Origin of the sequence: Bacillus sp. JJ634 (assembly GCF_036962285.1) — a bacterium.
Taxonomy (GTDB): Bacteria; Bacillota; Bacilli; order Bacillales; family DSM-1321; genus Peribacillus; species Peribacillus asahii_A.
In genome coordinates this window covers 3,720-19,266 of sequence record NZ_JBALMU010000096.1, presented here as the reverse complement: position 1 = coordinate 19,266, position 15,547 = coordinate 3,720, and the positions used below count along the sequence as shown (strand labels likewise).

General features: G+C 36.6%; 14 protein-coding genes and 1 pseudogene. 9 read left to right on the top strand and 6 right to left on the bottom strand.

Translation table 11 applies throughout. The features are described 5' to 3' along the window. Positions 1 to 851: hypothetical protein (locus V7068_RS14570; protein WP_499713384.1), on the bottom strand; the 851-nt coding region annotated here is incomplete at its 3' end. Between the two features lie 480 nt (positions 852 to 1,331). On the opposite strand from V7068_RS14570, the gene V7068_RS14565 reads away from it, so the two are divergent. The 4 genes from V7068_RS14565 (at position 1,332) to V7068_RS14550 (ending at position 4,462) form a co-directional block, all read left to right on the top strand. Further along, on the top strand, positions 1,332 to 2,075 hold the full coding sequence (locus V7068_RS14565) for a BMQ_0737 family morphogenetic spore coat protein (RefSeq protein ID WP_499713383.1): 744 nt from the start codon (positions 1,332 to 1,334) through the stop codon (positions 2,073 to 2,075). 186 nt (positions 2,076 to 2,261) lie between these two features. Further along, positions 2,262 to 2,747: a hypothetical protein gene (locus tag V7068_RS14560; protein ID WP_499713382.1), complete on the top strand. Its 486-nt coding sequence runs from the start codon at positions 2,262 to 2,264 to the stop codon at positions 2,745 to 2,747. 11 nt (positions 2,748 to 2,758) lie between these two features. After that, positions 2,759 to 3,733: a CgeB family protein gene (locus V7068_RS14555; protein WP_499713381.1), complete on the top strand. Its 975-nt coding sequence runs from the start codon at positions 2,759 to 2,761 to the stop codon at positions 3,731 to 3,733. Between the two features lie 66 nt (positions 3,734 to 3,799). After that, a complete protein-coding gene (locus V7068_RS14550; protein ID WP_499713380.1) occupies positions 3,800 to 4,462 on the top strand; it encodes a sulfotransferase family protein in 663 nt (220 codons plus the stop codon). Positions 4,463 to 4,483: 21 nt separating this feature from the next. Here V7068_RS14550 and V7068_RS14545 read toward each other — a convergent pair whose 3' ends face one another. From V7068_RS14545 to V7068_RS14535, 3 genes are all read right to left on the bottom strand, one after another. Then, positions 4,484 to 5,797, bottom strand: a complete 1,314-nt coding sequence (locus V7068_RS14545; RefSeq protein ID WP_499713379.1) for a GT-B fold glycosyltransferase domain-containing protein — start codon at positions 5,795 to 5,797, stop codon at positions 4,484 to 4,486. A 175-nt stretch (positions 5,798 to 5,972) separates the two neighbouring features. Continuing rightward, positions 5,973 to 6,656, bottom strand: a complete 684-nt coding sequence (locus V7068_RS14540) for a class I SAM-dependent methyltransferase (RefSeq protein WP_499713378.1) — start codon at positions 6,654 to 6,656, stop codon at positions 5,973 to 5,975. Between the two features lie 172 nt (positions 6,657 to 6,828). Further along, entirely contained in the window at positions 6,829 to 8,124 is a 1,296-nt protein-coding gene (locus tag V7068_RS14535) for a peptidase G2 autoproteolytic cleavage domain-containing protein (RefSeq protein ID WP_499713377.1), read from the bottom strand. A 197-nt stretch (positions 8,125 to 8,321) separates the two neighbouring features. Between V7068_RS14535 and V7068_RS14530 the strand changes: the two genes are divergently transcribed. Continuing rightward, on the top strand, positions 8,322 to 9,509 hold the full coding sequence (locus V7068_RS14530; protein WP_499713376.1) for a glycosyltransferase family 4 protein: 1,188 nt from the start codon (positions 8,322 to 8,324) through the stop codon (positions 9,507 to 9,509). A 774-nt stretch (positions 9,510 to 10,283) separates the two neighbouring features. Here V7068_RS14530 and V7068_RS14525 read toward each other — a convergent pair. Together V7068_RS14525 and V7068_RS14520 are read right to left on the bottom strand one after the other, a co-directional pair. Continuing rightward, complete coding sequence (locus V7068_RS14525; RefSeq protein ID WP_499713375.1) at positions 10,284 to 11,183, bottom strand: NAD-dependent epimerase/dehydratase family protein; 900 nt, start codon at positions 11,181 to 11,183, stop codon at positions 10,284 to 10,286. Next, a complete protein-coding gene (locus tag V7068_RS14520; protein ID WP_499713374.1) occupies positions 11,180 to 12,166 on the bottom strand; it encodes a polysaccharide biosynthesis protein in 987 nt (328 codons plus the stop codon). Before V7068_RS14520 ends, V7068_RS14525 begins: the two co-directional genes overlap by 4 nt. 184 nt (positions 12,167 to 12,350) lie before the next feature. Between V7068_RS14520 and V7068_RS14515 the strand changes: the two genes are divergently transcribed. The 4 genes and pseudogenes from V7068_RS14515 to V7068_RS14500 all read left to right on the top strand — a co-directional run. Beyond that, complete coding sequence (locus V7068_RS14515) at positions 12,351 to 12,800, top strand: hypothetical protein (RefSeq protein WP_499713373.1); 450 nt, start codon at positions 12,351 to 12,353, stop codon at positions 12,798 to 12,800. 191 nt (positions 12,801 to 12,991) lie between these two features. Beyond that, positions 12,992 to 14,110: a glycosyltransferase family 4 protein gene (locus V7068_RS14510; RefSeq protein ID WP_499713372.1), complete on the top strand. Its 1,119-nt coding sequence runs from the start codon at positions 12,992 to 12,994 to the stop codon at positions 14,108 to 14,110. A gap of 101 nt (positions 14,111 to 14,211) precedes the next feature. Next, positions 14,212 to 15,183 (top strand): hypothetical protein, encoded by a 972-nt coding sequence (locus tag V7068_RS14505; protein WP_499713371.1) that lies wholly within the window; start codon positions 14,212 to 14,214, stop codon positions 15,181 to 15,183. A gap of 91 nt (positions 15,184 to 15,274) precedes the next feature. After that, positions 15,275 to 15,547 (top strand): annotated as a pseudogene (locus V7068_RS14500) (hypothetical protein); the annotation flags it as partial.

Sequence of the window (15,547 nt, the reverse complement as noted above, 5' to 3'; positions counted from 1 at the left end):
GTTATCTTTTGTAGATAAGATGCATTTTTCTGTTGTAATTCTTCTTCTTTTTCTTGATACATGTTTCGTTCATTTTTACTCTCAGTTAATTCCTTCTGAAGTTGTATAAGATTTGTTCTTACAATTTCATTTGACGTAGCAACTTCCTCTTTTTCTTGCCTCACCTTCTCCAGCTCTGCAGCTTTAGCAGTAAGTTCCAGTTCCAATTGCTGTTTTTCTTTTCTAAGCGTTTGAACATTTTCATTTAATTGTTCTCGTTCTTTACTAAATTCAGCAAGTTGGCTCTCTTTAGAAAGCTCTTTCTCTGTCATCATGTAAATCTTTTCTTCTTTTTCAATTAACTGTTTTTGTAATTCCGTAACCTGTTCTTGCATTACTTCTTTTTCCATATAAAGCTGTTCCTTCTCTTCAGCATCTTTCGTTAAAACTGCTATTTTTACTTGAAGTTTCTTTACCAACTCTTGTTCGTTTATTATTAATCGATGCATCTTTTCATTTTCTTCTATACAGGATAAATCCTTTCTCCTCTGCTCCATTTCTGCTTCACTAATCTGTTTATCTCGTAAATGTCTTTCTGCATTCTCTCTATGAAATTCAGCTTCTTTTCTTAATTCTTCAGCTAATTTGACAAGCTTATCATTTTCGTGTGAAAGCCTTTCAATTTTTTCATCAAGCTCTGTTTGCCCCATACTCTTCTCAAGCTGTGAAATTTTACTTTGAGCAGCTATATTTTTTTGGAGTAACTCATTATAGTCTTTAATTAGTTTCTCTCTCTCTTGGTTATACATTACCCTATCCTTTAATACCTTCTGAAATTCAGTTTTGAACCTCTCATTTTCTTGTTTTAACACATTAATCCACTCTAGGTACTTTCGATCTTTCTTCTCCCTGTCTGTTCGAATAAATGAGAGTTCTGATTCAAGATGTATGACCTTCTGTTGCAACTGTACGTGAGTTAATTTTCCAAGACTACCCCTTTTCAGCATCATTTTCCTCCTCGTAGGCAAACGCCCAATTCATCTATTTTCAGTTTATGCTTGCAGTGATAAAACGTGTAATGGTCGGGCAGAAAAAAACATTCTCTTTCTTAAAACCATATATAAAACACTTTGCATAATCAGGCTTGTTCTTACGAAGTGATGAAGCACACCCTTTGCCTTCGAGAATATATTATCTATGGGTAATTCGTGAGAATCACATATTTCTGTTGCGCAGGTAAATGATAAGAAATTAAAAATTATTAAATAGCCTAAACACAGAAGCGGGATACTTGCATACTATGCAGTAGGCTCAACCCTATCAACACCATAAAATGAGAGGATGATTGATTCATGGAGTATAAGTCAATTAACGGCGGGCAGGAAACTTTATGTATAAAGGTAAATAAAGTTTATGACTGGGTAACTCGCCAAGCAGATGTACCGCTGCTGGCCTTTAATGCAGCAGATCTTGGTGACACACTTGTTTTTGATTGCCCTGGAGGTATTACTCCAACTCCTGGCAGTGATGACCCTTGTGCCATTTTAGGAGGTAACTATACAGTAGAATGTTTCCCTACGGATGAAGAAGGAAATCCTATTGATCCGTTAGCCCCTGGCGCTATTCTTTGTCAAGAAATTCCACAACCAGAAGGACGCGCAAGCGGGCAGTTCCAATTGCCAGATGGATCAACTGTTACACTTCAAAAAGTGAAAGTCTTGAAAAAAGGGTTTATCGTTGTTCGTGTAACAAACCCTCAAGGTGAGAGTTGTACATCGTTCCCTATTCCGTGGGCAATTTCCGAAAAGTTTTTCCTATGTGCACCTCCTGGTACTTTCCTTCAATGTGAAATAACAGACTTTGAGTGCGATGCGAACTTAATTTGCCGACCAACAGGTACACCAGGAACTTTCGTATTCCAACAACTTGATATCTCTATCAACTTGTGCCAAAACGTACAGATGGAAGCATTGGTAAAACTTGAAATCACAGCAGACTTCTGTCAACCACGTCCTGATATGCCGTTCGTATGTCCGCCATTAGCATTCCCACCTCAATGTCCAACTGTTTTCCCAGGACCAGGATTGACTCCATAATTGGGATTTTGAAAAAACTGCAATGCCAAGAGGAGTTCAACTCCTCTTTTTTTATTGGAAATTTCACAGATATTTAACGGAAACCTATCCATTTTATTTACTTTTGAAATATGCTTTGTCATCATGTAAAACAATTTTTTGCATAGAATGATAGTATTAACTTTTGTAATATCAGGAGGGGTTGGATTGTTTTTTAAAAAAAAAGAACAAGTTAAAACTGAGGGATTAGCATGGTTCAGTTATGCTGTTATGCTTCCGGATGAAGACGAAAAGGAAGTTACCGTCATTGGAAACATGATTACCCAAAATACAGGTAACGTAACATTAAATAATCCAATGATTTGTATTCGTATCAAACCTCCTCAAGACGTACACCTTGGTGGGAAAATCGGTTCAATAACACATACTTCCTTAATGATAGATGGAACGAATGCCGAATCATGGCATTATTTCCATGATAATTGGAAAGAAACAACCGTAGAAACTGGGGAACATTGGCTTAAACCAAATCAGTGTCAGCAATTAAAGCCTGGTGATAATGTAATATTTTCCAATGAGTTGCGGTTTTCAACAATAAAAGAAAAAAAATTTGTGATAGTTGAAGGATTTTTTTATTGCGACGAAATTAAAAATGGAATTGCTACATTAAATAACATTACGATTAACTTTTAGGTGATTACAATATGAGAATATTATTTATTTCTTCTAGTTATATGGGAATATATGATCATTTTGAAGCATGGATACTTCGTGAGTTAAGGAAAAAGCATGAAGTAAAATTTTTTCAGGTTAAAGATGGATTTTCAGCTTTACAGTCGCATACAAAATTGTTCAAGCCTGATTTAGCCTTGACACTAGTAGGCTTTAAGCTCCCAATCAAAATGGTTCAATGGTTAAAAAGTCAACTAACAAAGACAGTAGTTTGGTTTACAGAAGACCCTTATTTTATGGATCGAACAGATACGCTTTCAAGTTATTATGACTTTGTGTTCACCATTGATTCCGCAGCACTCGATTTTTATACAGCCAAGGGACATAAAAATGCTTATCAATTGCCGCTTGCTGCAGAACCGCAAGTTTTTAGACCGAAGGATATTGAATTAAAGTACAGAAGTGATATATGTTTTGTCGGGTATCCCTACCCTGAACGGATTAAGTATGTTCAGCTCCTTTTACAAAACACCAATTACAAGATTAAAGTTGTCGGAAACAAATGGAAATCCGTATTGTATCGATATCAAAAAAACCAGAATCTATTTATACATGAAGGATGGGTGAAGCCATCCATTGTAGCGAACTTTTACAACGGTGCAAAAATCGTTCTAAATACACACAGAGCGTTTAACCTAAAGGAAAACCAGAACCGAATTGGTATTGAAGGAAAAAGTATAAATAATAGAACCTTTGATGTAGCTGCATGTGGTTCATTTCAACTAATTGAATTCAAAGAAGATTTGCCAAACTATTTTCTTGAAGGTGAGGAGATCGTGTCTTTTAAAAGTTACCAGGAACTTGTTAACAAATTAGATTATTATATGAAATTTGGAGAAGAACGCCAAAAGATTGCAAACAACGCTAAAAATCGCGTTTTAAAAGAGCATACTTTCGAGCACCGGCTAGATAAAATGCTTGATATCATTAAAGATGCCTCCTTGTAAAAAATTGTAAAAGGAGAACTCTTATTTGGAAAACAGATACTTTATTAAAAGAAGGGGCTGTTATTTGTGAATGAAAAGAGTAGGCTTTTCCTCGTTTTATGTCTTCACCGTTCAGGATCTAGCGCGACTGCAGGGGTAATGAATCTTTTAGATATACATATGGGAGACAATCTCATCCCTGCAACCCTTCATAACTCAAAAGGCCATTATGAAAATATTGAATTTGTCCAAATAAATCAAGAAATACTTAGAAGTGTTAACAGTTCATGGAACAAACCGCCCAGCCGTGATAAAATGGCAGAAGCAAAATTTTCTGCTACAAAACTCCGCGCATTTCTTTCAAAAAATGTGAGACCTATTTGGGGTTTAAAGGATCCTCGTACATTGTTAACATTTGAAGTCTGGAAACCATATTTAGAGGAAGTGGCCGATATTCACTATGTTTTTGTACATCGCCCCTTCGAAGCATCTGTTCGTTCACTGGCACACCGGGATCGACAAAGAATTGGAATTTCCAATCAAATTTTGACACCCTATTTGAAAAATCTCTATCATTATCGCCATACGTATGGCCTAAATCCAGAAAAAATTATTGATGTTTATTACCAGGATATCCTTAACGATCCTGAGCCATTAATCAAGAAATTTAATGAAAAAAACGGTAATCCCTCCGATTATCGACTCAAAGAAGCAAAGGCATTTTTGGATAAAAAAATGAAAAAATTTTAAATAAATTAGAAATAATTAGATTTATAGCTTTTTATCTGTAAATAAATGCTTTCGCAACCGATCATTAAACTGGTTTACTCGGCACATAGACAAAGGATAAAATGAACAATTTTTTAAAAATCCTGTTTCATCGTTCATTTTATGATAATGAATTATCACGGGGTCACAATGTTTCATATGATATTTCTTAATTGAGGTTAAATGAAAATTCATGCTTAAAGGTAATCTCCTAAAAGGTATGGCTTGTGCAGCAAGGGCTATAGATAAGGAAGCCTGCTCGCAGAAAAAATAATGTTTTCCTAGAAGTGATTTTTTTTGCGATAAATCAATTGTGTATTGTTTCCATACTGGATAGATGTTACGTAATACTTTGATTGGGAATATCAACACGCCCGCATTACAATACCAGATTGTTTTCTCTCTTGATAAAGATGTCATATATGTTTGTTTTGGCATTGGGAGATGATAATGCGCAAAAAGTTTACTAAAGATATGATTTGGAATTGTGGCAGCCGCAGCAATCTCCGCTTGAAAATGTTCACCATCAATCAAAGGATACGGGTCCTGAACAATAACTGTATCACAGTCTAGAAGCATGATTGTGTCATAAGAATCAACTTCAGGCAATTCAAACAGCCGGAGTTTGTTTGATGGAGGATGTGTAACGCTAAAACGACTTACAATTCGAACGAATACGCCCCATTTTTCTAATTCTTTAACAAACTCAGGATCCGCTTCGTCTACCATACAAACAAAAATATTAGCTCCAGCCATTTTCCCACCAAACCAACGAATCGATTGAATAAGTCTAAGGGCTTGAGTTTGATACTTATGATTGTTTTCCGCCACACATCCTATCATCATACGCCCTGCTCCGGGTACTAAATGACGAAAATCTTCTTCACTGTAAAATTCTTTTTGTTCAAGATTATATTTACTTGCCCACTTTTGATGATGAGTTAAGAAACGATTTTTTTGTTCTTGACTGTAAAAAGAAAGGTCTTCTTTGCGAATTAAGACAAAAAACTCATCAGTTGACTCTGCCATAATCAAATTTAATTTAAGGAAGCTCTTTAACAAAGTCCCCACAGTTTGTTTATTACAGCGGATTTGCGCATAATTTGTTTCATCATCTCCAAGTTCATTAGGAGTTTCGTAAATTTTAGTCTTCATTACGATTAAACCGCCTGGACAGAGTGCCTTTTTTATGTTCTCCCACACCTGATCCATTTTAAAAACAGGTATCATTTCCATTAAATGATTCATCACAACTACTTTATATTGCTTTTTAACATGTAAATCTTCTAATTGGTAGCAGTTTAATATTTCATCCACTTCAACCTTTAGGGCAATTGAATCGATAAAGGTACACATGTCCAAAATATATTTCTCCCCTCTCTTTGTAAAAGGCTGTCTCTAAATAATGTATGTAGGTTGTCAACATTGCGAATAGACTAAGAGCTTAAATAGTTATATTTTTTAAAACTTGCAAATAAAAACACCGATTCGATTACTCGTCGGTGTTCCCTTCCTTATAAAAGCAAAGCATTTTTTGTTTTCGCGGATGTTTCCAATCACCGATATATTCTAGATGCAACGAAGAACCTTCTACTAAATATTCGAATAAAGAAATATGATAATGGTAAGGGTCTTTGTCCAGATAGGTAAATAAGCCGTCTGCATCAGATTGGCTAACTGAGGCATCGTTAAATTTATTTTCCGTTTCAAAAAACGTAGCAAACAATTTCCCGCCGGGATTTAATACCTTTTCTATATTAATCAAGCACCTTTGAATCACATTGACTGGAAGGTGAGTAAACACCGATTGAGCTATGGCATAATCGAACTTTTTCTTAAAAAGTTCGAACTGAAAGCTGTCATTAACCAATAGCATTGGTCTCTTTTCAATTAAATTTGCCTTTTTTATCTCTACCTGACCTGCTTTGATTAGAGAAGCATTTATATCTAGTCCGCAATACTTTCCTTCATTTAAATACTTAATAAAATTTACTCCCCCACGCAAGCTTCCGCATCCTACATCCAATAGTTCATGATTCGGCTGTAATCCCTGATCTTTCAAAAACTTAAATTGAAGATCGCCCATTTCTTTCCACATACCACCTATTTTACTGCGATGACCCCCATTCTTAATATCCTTTTCCGTAAGCTTCAAATCATAGTATTGGTTCCACATTTCATGATCCCTCCCTAAACGATACTGTTAATATATTATAGGAATGTAGAAATGTTTCTTAACGGCTTCTTGTTTCCCAATTTAAGTGTGTTTGTACAAAAAAACAACGTTCCCAAAAAGAACGCTGTAAGTTTATTTACACTCTATTTTTGAACGAGGGGGTTCTGGATGTTCATCGAAACATAATCAATATTTGATTCGGGGCCGTACGCTGCAAGACACGGTACCCGACATCAGAGGGCACGGCAATTCCTTGATCATTTGGCTTGCAGTAAGCGTTACTTTTGCAAAGACCGTTATCTCGTACTAACAACTTTCCTAATAGCCCTACCGCAACCCATTCGGGCCTGAGGCTACGAGGAAGATAAACGAGGGAAGCATCCCAAGCTGGGTTCAGTACCGGTCTTCGTTCTGTCCGTTGCGGAACAATCATATTTCCGCTCTCATCAAATACTGCAGGAAGTGTGATTTCTTCATACAAAATTTCTCCCCATTCAGTAGTCAAGTACTTGTGCTTCCATCGTAACTCTCCGCTATCGCCCAAGAAAGCTGGCTTTGCGCTAGTAATTCCCAGGATATAATCATCTTGACTATTTGCTATGCGTACTTTATTCTCTTCTAACGAGACGAAATAGCCGAAATCAATCGGATGTCCATCCTTTGTTTCAAACATTTCTGCAAAATCTCCTGCCGGGGTAGTAACGGTTCCGTCAATTTTAACATTACCGTCGCTTAATATTTTTGCAGCTAAACTCGGTGTAGAGGCATCCGTACCATTAGCTAGATACCACGAATACGGTAGCTCATTTGCTGCACCGAATTTCCCCATGACATGGACCCCTTCCAAAAAGTTCGCTTCCGTCGATTGTCCCTCTGTGTGGGAGAAAGATCCGGAAGCAATCGTATTTACTCCCTCTGCATGAGAAGTAAAACCGCTCGCAATGTTAAGAGCTCCTTCGGCATGAGAATTTTGGCCGGGTGACCGCGTCTGATTTCCTTCGGCATGGGAAAGATCTCCGTTAGCGACGGTACGCTGCCCCTCCGCATGAGCAAAAATGCCGCCCGCCACTGTCAAGTTACCTTCTGCGTGAGACGCTCTTCCGCTTGCTACCGTCTGGTCTCCTTCCGCATGGGAAGATTCTCCTGAAGCCATCGTACCCTGACCTTCCGCATGAGAAACAAGCCCACTTGCGAGGGTATTTTCTCCTTCCGCATGAGACGCAATACCAGAGGCGATCGTTAGACTTCCCTCCGCATGAGCATATAAGTTCAATGCTTGTGTGTTTATGCCTTCTGCATGGGAAGCTTCCCCTCTAGCATTGGTACTTCCCCCTTCCGCATGGGATGCATTTCCACCGGCTGTCGTATTAAACCCTTCCGCATGGGACGCATTCCCACTAGCTGTCGTATTAGATCCTTCGGCTTCAGCGCAAGCTCCAATTGGATTTTGATTACATCCATTGGCCATATAAATATTCATCCTTTCCTTTTTATAGATTAGGAAGTTTCAAAGTTCTTATTTTTTCATGACTATATATAGATAGATGTCCGATACCAATTTACCCATTGTCTCATAACATATTTTGTAACGGATAAAAGAGGTGTTAAAATTTGAAAATTTTGTTGTCCACTTTTTGGAAACACCCTGTGACAGGGGGGTCAGCAATGTATATGGACCAATTGAAACGAGGACTAGAAAAGGAAGGGCATGAAGTTGAAATTCTCGCAAAGCATCCAAATTTGAACGGATATTATTTGGTGAACAGTGGAAAATTCATCAATTTGAATAAAATAGAAAAATTAGTAACCAACTGTATAAATCGTTCTTTTTCATATCTTGATCCGAGCTATAAAAGAAATGAAATGAACTATTATTACTTTGAACTGGCGGCAAGCTATCTAAATCTGGAATACTATGATTTAATTCATACCCAAGATATTTTCTCAACTAGATTATTATCACGTGTTAAACCAAAAAACACGCCACTTGTTGCATCTATACATGGATGTATCGCCACTGAATATCTAATTCAAAAACATAACTCTTCTAATACCCACTTATCCAAAATTAATCAAGATTTCGGATGGAAATATGCTCATTGGCAAGAGAATATAGGCGCGTCTTCCAGTGATAAAACGATTGTAGCAACACAGTGGTTAAAAGATTTATTAATAAACGATTTCAATGTAGAAGAAAAACAGTTAACAACCATTCCATATGCACAAGATATTGCTGATTTTAGAAAGAGAATGACTGAACCCCCCCCTATTCTGGCTCCTTCAGACAAAACTGTTATTGTATGTCCAGCTCGATTATCCTTTATTAAAGGGCATAAGTATCTATTAGAAGCATTAGCCAAACTAAAAAGCCAACATAATAATTGGGTTTGTTGGTTGGTCGGGGACGGAAATTTACGAAATGAATTAATAAACATGACAAGGAAGTTAAACTTAAGTAATCACGTAATCTTTCTAGGAACACAAAAAAATATTCCCTCTATTTTAAAACAAGCTGATATATGTGTTCTGTCTAGCTTACAAGAATCCTTTCCCTACGCAATCATGGAAGCTCAAATAGCTGGTATACCTGCAGCAGTCACAGATGTTGGTGGACTAACTGAAGCCGTGACTCATGGGCAAACCGGATTAATTTCTCCAAAAGAAAACAGCGAGTCCTTATACAGAAACATAAAGGAATTAATCGAAAACGAACATCTCCGAAATACAATGGCAGCAAACGCTCAAAAATGGGCAATGGAGAAATGGGGCTTAGAGACAATGACAGCTAAGACACTAGCTATTTATAAACAAGTTATTCAAACCCAAAATGGAGATGATGTTGTTGAGATCTAATTATAGAAGAGTTGCGCAAAATATGAAAATACTTCAATGGCGACGAAATCAACTACTTAAAAGACGCTTCCAACAAACAAGGACATACCCTTTCCCTAGAAGACCGATGCAACAAGCACAGACACAATCTTATACTGGAAGGCCAATACAGCGAACAAAGACATATCCTTATACTAGGAAAACAATCCAACATGTTCAGCCACGCCATCACACGAAACGACGAAATCAGAATGCAAGACCGAACTTTCACACTAGAAAACCCATTCAACAAACCAAGCCGTATCTTCATACTGGAAGACCAAATCAGCAAAACCAAACAAATCTTCACTTCGGAAGACCCATTCAAAGCACTAAGTCGATTCTTCACATTAGAAAGCCAATTCAACCAGCTAGACCCAAACACAACAAAAGAAAGTCAATTCAGCAAATCCAATCAAACATTCATACTAGAAAACCACNNCTGGAAGACCCATTCAGCGAAATCGACCAAATCTTAACACTAGGAAGCCACTTCAGAAAGCTAAATCTAACCAATACCCAAACCATTCAATTAAACAAAAAAATAAAACAAACCCACGAACGAGATTTTTTAAACCTCAAGAACTCTTACAATTTGCTCCAAAACAGGACAAAGAAATGTGGGAATTGATTATTAGCAGACTACCTTCAGACTATTCTATACCTGATCCAGAATTTATTAAATTATATCAATCTAGGTAACATGAAAACCTTAAAAAGTAACGAAAGCTTTCATTCTTTCGTTACTTTTTATTTTTATTTTTGCATATGAAAAGCAAGCACATCTTGTAAGGTCACAAGAAAAGGTTTGTACGGCTTCCAGCCCAATTTCTTCATTTCCGATAGATCTACCATTACATCAGTACTATCTGGAATGTTGATTTTTGAGTGCAACATGATATCGATGCCTGCTATCTTTTGAAAGCAACAAATTACATCTTCTACGGAATGAGTTACCCCTGTTGCAATATTATATTCTTTCCCAGAAATACCTTTTTCGAATAAAATTTGATAGGCTCTTACTGCGTCCCTTACATCAAGGAAATCACGACGTGCGGATAAATTATTCACTTCAATTCGTTTTTCCCTATCGCCTTTTATCATAGCAGCAACTTGACTTGCAATAATCGCACAAATTCCACCAGAAAAGCCAGGCCCTATTAAATTAGTAGGTTTGGCAAGGATGATATCCATATTAAATAAATGTACCCACGACCCAGCACAGAGTGTTTGAATCGTCTTACTTATACTGTAAGGATGTGGGGGTAAATTTGTTTTTTGGAGATTAATTTCTAAAGCTGAACCTACAATAACCACTTTACTAGCTCTCCCTGATTTACGAATCGCTTCTAACAAAAATAATGTAGACATTACATTAGACTCAAAAGTCTCTAATGGCTCTTTCCAAGATTGATCTACTGCGTTTTGTCCGGCAAGATGCAAAACATAATCAGGTTGAAGGCAACTCATAAGGTCCATTACATCATTTTTACTTGTCAGATCACATTCAATGACCGCAAATTTGGATTCAAAGTCAGATCCTTTTTTAGTTCTAACAATTGGTATGACTTGATATCCCGCATTCGAAAAGTGCTGACATGCATGTTGACCAGTAAACCCTCCTGCCCCAGTAATCATGATTTTTGTCGGTTTCACGATATAAAGCCACCATTAATTAACATATTTTTTATCTCTTCTTTTGACATCAATGACTCGTCCGATTGATAATGCTGAAGCGCCACTTTTGGAAATTCAGAATAATGTCGTTGTAAACTTTCAATCGGTAGTATCGGTACAATAACATAATACTGATCATCATAATTAACGGTATATTGGCTTTCATATTCAGAAAAAAGAATTTCATGTAGTTTTTCACCTGGTCGTATACCTGTTACTTCAATTTCAACATCTTTTTTCCCTGAATAATCGATAAGAACTTCAGCAAGATCAAGTATTTTACAAGTCGGCATTTTCATTACAAAAATTTCTCCGCCGATACTTTCAACTGCTGCTTTAAAAAGAAGCTGTACTGCATCTTCAATGGTTAAGAAAAAACGAGTCATGTTTTTGTCAGTAATACCGATTTTCGATTTTTCCTTAATTTGCTTTTGAAAAACCTGAACAACGCTCCCGCTTGAACCGAGTACATTTCCACCCCTTACACAGACAAATTTTGTTTTCGATCCCAACATATTGGCGTGTACTGCCAATCTTTCACCCATCGCTTTGCTAAACCCATAAAAATTTGAGGGATCAGCCACTTTATCGGTAGAAACATAAATCACTTTATTCACATTGTTTATCATAGCTGCTTCAATTACGTTTTGTGTTCCTAATACATTTGTCTTCAAAGCTTCATATGGTTGTTCTTCACAAACAGGAACATGCTTTAATGCCGCTAAATGGAAGAGATAATCAACACCCTTACAAGCGAACATTAATGAATCCTTTTCTTTTATATCACCGATAATGAAAGTTAATTTTTCATTATTAAATGTACTTTTCATTTCGACCTGATGTAATTCATTTCGTGAAAAAATTCTGATTTCCTTTGGGTTGAATTGAAGCAATTGTTTTACTAATTCATACCCCCACGAACCTGTCCCTCCGGTAACCAAAATCGTTTTGTTTTCAAACAACTGTCTCTCCACCTCCTTCAAACTTCTACTCTTAGACTATGTAAAACCATAGTACATGCTCTATGTGTTTCAACTAAATATACCTAAATGAAAAAAAATAGGTGTCCATTTCTTTTTATTTGGTAAATTTGTACAAGCTATTCGAACTACATTTTCATTTATTGTAATAAAGGAGGTGAAAGATATGGCTACCGTAAAATCTTTTAGCTTTCGCGAAGCAGCTGTAGGTAGTTTTTCTCTTCCACTTACGTTACCTGCAGGACAGGAGTTTTTTTTAACTTCCGTAATAGCGAGTAATATTGTACCGGGAGATCAATTAAAATTTGATGGTCTAGTTGGTTGGTCAGTAAATGCAACCTTACCGGGATTAGCCGAAATAATTGTCCGAATACGACGAGGCAGTGCTACTGGACCCGTTGTTTTTGAAACCAGAGACAGCATTTTTCTAAGCGTTAACTTAGGAAGTCTATTAGGAACAAGAACTACGACCGTGGATCATGCTGAAATTGCTCAAGTTGGTACCCCTGCCTCTGAAACTTACTTTTTAACGGTAAGATTTGAGAATCTTCTAAATGCCGGGACAACACGTATTGAAGGTCCTATTCATTTAAGCAGTGTCGTTTATGGTCCTTAAATCCTCACATATTTGACTTTGCTAAATAGTAATAATATTCGTCATTCTATTTTAGGCTTGGTAAAACTACCAAGCTTTTTTTACTTTTAGCTTTGATTCATACAATATGAGGGAATTGTTTATTTGCCCCATGCCAAATGAGTAATCTATACATATGATGCAGTACCTACAGTGTAAAGCGGGGCTCTAACATGAAAATCCTAATCACATCTAAAACATATCCAGGGATAATAGGGGTATCGACATACATCGAGCAACTGTTGCAAGGATTAAGGCTTCACGGCCATCATGTTGATTTTTTCCTCCATAATCCTTTCTTGGGAAATCCAGGTATTAATTACAGAAAAAGAACAAACAATCATTACCTTGCTAACTATCAAGCTGCTGCTTCCCATTTACCTTTTGATCAGTATGACATTGTACATTCACAAGGGATTATTCCAACTGTTGCCGTTTCACGAATTGTGCCTAAACATATTCCATTGGTGAATTCCCTGCACGGTGCCCTAACTTTTAACACGCTTATCAACGGAGGAGTAAGAAAAAATACTCCCTCTTGGCATCAAAGTTTAGACCTTGAATCTAGGGCCGTTTCATCAAGTGATATTTGCATCGTTGGTTCAAAATGGTTAAAACATGTATTGTTACAGGATTACAAAGTACCTGAAAATCAACAGTTCTCCATTGTTCCATATGGATTAAATATTGAAGAGTTTGTTAAGAAAATGCATATGCCTCCTTCCATTTTCAAACCGATAAATAAGTTTGTCATCGGCTGCACAGCTAGATTAGTTCCGTTAAAAGGACATAAATACCTACTAGACGCTCTAGCAAAATTAAAACACCATCGACAAGATTGGGTGTGCTGGCTAATTGGAGATGGTCCTCTGCGTCATCAACTAAAACAGCAGGCTAATAGATTAGGTCTCCAAGATTATATAAAATTCCTTGGTAATCAAAACAATATTCCTGCTTTATTAAACCAAATAGATTTATTTGTTTTCCCAAGTTTGCAGGATAATTTTCCTTATGGGGTTATGGAAGCACAAATAGCAGGTGTCCCTGTTATTGCGACGGATGCAGGAGGGATACCCGAAATGGTCCATAATGGCGCATCTGGACTAATCTCCCCGAAATATAATAGCAATTCGCTATTCCAAAATATGAATACTCTTATTGAAAATGCAAACCTTCGAGAAGTTTTAGCAAATAATGCAAAAAGCTGGGCTATGGAATACTGGTCGCAAGAAAAAATGATTACAAACACCATCGCAGTTTACCAACAAGCCTTACAAATGAAAAATGTATAAATAATAAACTAGCTCCCCGTTTATTAGTTCGATCTCTTTTCACGATCATCAAAGACATTATGCAGATTTTATTTATTAAGTAATTACGAGGAGTGAGGTATTTGAAAAATTTATTTATTGTCGGAGGTCAGCAAAAAGAAAAAATTTCGGATGAATGGCACCAATATGAAAAGGGTGTAATCGTAAAACTCGATACAACAAGCAACCATCTTGAGAAGTGTCTAGAATATGTTTCCCCCAAAGAAGCTTGCCCACCTAATGATTCTTCCATTGTCTTTAAAGCAGGAACCGTTCAAAACCGACAGTTATACGTATGCACCCAAACTGAAGTACTTATCTATTCTCTTCCGGATTTTAAGCTCTCTAGGTATTTATCATTGCCTTGTTTTAATGATGTTCATCATGTCCGTCCGACTAAAGATGGGAATTTGCTTGTGGTAAATACAGGGTTGGATATGGTGATGAAGATAACTAAGGATGGACATATTTTACAGGAATGGAATGTTCTTGGACAAAAACCATGGGAACGCTTTTCTCGTACGATTGATTATCGGAAAGTTCCTACTACTAAACCACATCAATCACATCCTAACTTTGTGTTTCAAATCAGCGAAGATATTTGGGTAACCCGTTGCTTACAGTATGACGCTATATGTTTAACAAGACCTAACCAACAAATTGATATAGGTGGCGCATTTGTCCATGACGGTGTTGTATTCGGAGACACGATTTATTTTACAAAAATGGATGGACATGTAGTAACGGTTGATATTCATAGCTTAAAAATAAAAAAAGTGTTTAATTTATTTACAATGACCAATACTAGTCAACATTTAGGCTGGTGCAGAGGGATTAAAGTGCTGAATAAGGATACGGTAATTGTTGGCTTTTCGAGATTAAGACCCTATAAAAAACTTGAAGAAAACGGACAATTTGTGTGGGAAGGCAGTTACGGTAGTTTACCGACAAGAATTGCTTGTTATAACTTAATTGAAGGAAAATTGTTATGGGAGCATAACCTTGAACAATTTGGTTTGAATGCTGTATTTTCTATTCATTGTGAAAATGAATAAAAGCATAAGGTGAACTTAACTAAGTTTCAATGATTTTTAAATAATGAGTTACCTGGTCAATAAATGTATACAAAGAATATATTACCTCCTTATGATGAAAAAATTAATGTACCACAAAGGAATGAGTGATTTAATGAAAATCCTATTAGCTACTAATTGGGCTTTACCCCAGCTAGGCGGTGTATGGCCTTTGATGTGCGAAATCAAAGAAAGATTAGAGTCTTATGGACATGAAGTGGATATTATGGGACACTGCCAAGATTCTTCGGGATATCATATAATTAATAAGAATTTGGTTATTAAAAAAGAGCAACTTATTCCTCTACTAAGTCCCCCTTTAAATCTTAAAAGTTCTCTACAAGAA

Excerpts from the sequence above, each read along its gene's own strand:
- V7068_RS14510 (WP_499713372.1), top strand. The coding sequence starts at position 12,992 with ATGAAAATCCTAATCACATCTAAAACATATCCAGGGATAATAGGGGTA.
- V7068_RS14530 (WP_499713376.1), top strand. The coding sequence starts at position 8,322 with ATGTATATGGACCAATTGAAACGAGGACTAGAAAAGGAAGGGCATGAA.
- V7068_RS14540 (WP_499713378.1), bottom strand. The coding sequence starts at position 6,656 with ATGTGGAACCAATACTATGATTTGAAGCTTACGGAAAAGGATATTAAG.
- V7068_RS14535 (WP_499713377.1), bottom strand. The coding sequence starts at position 8,124 with ATGGCCAATGGATGTAATCAAAATCCAATTGGAGCTTGCGCTGAAGCC.
- V7068_RS14555 (WP_499713381.1), top strand. The coding sequence starts at position 2,759 with ATGAGAATATTATTTATTTCTTCTAGTTATATGGGAATATATGATCAT.
- V7068_RS14515 (WP_499713373.1), top strand. The coding sequence starts at position 12,351 with ATGGCTACCGTAAAATCTTTTAGCTTTCGCGAAGCAGCTGTAGGTAGT.
- V7068_RS14565 (WP_499713383.1), top strand. The coding sequence starts at position 1,332 with ATGGAGTATAAGTCAATTAACGGCGGGCAGGAAACTTTATGTATAAAG.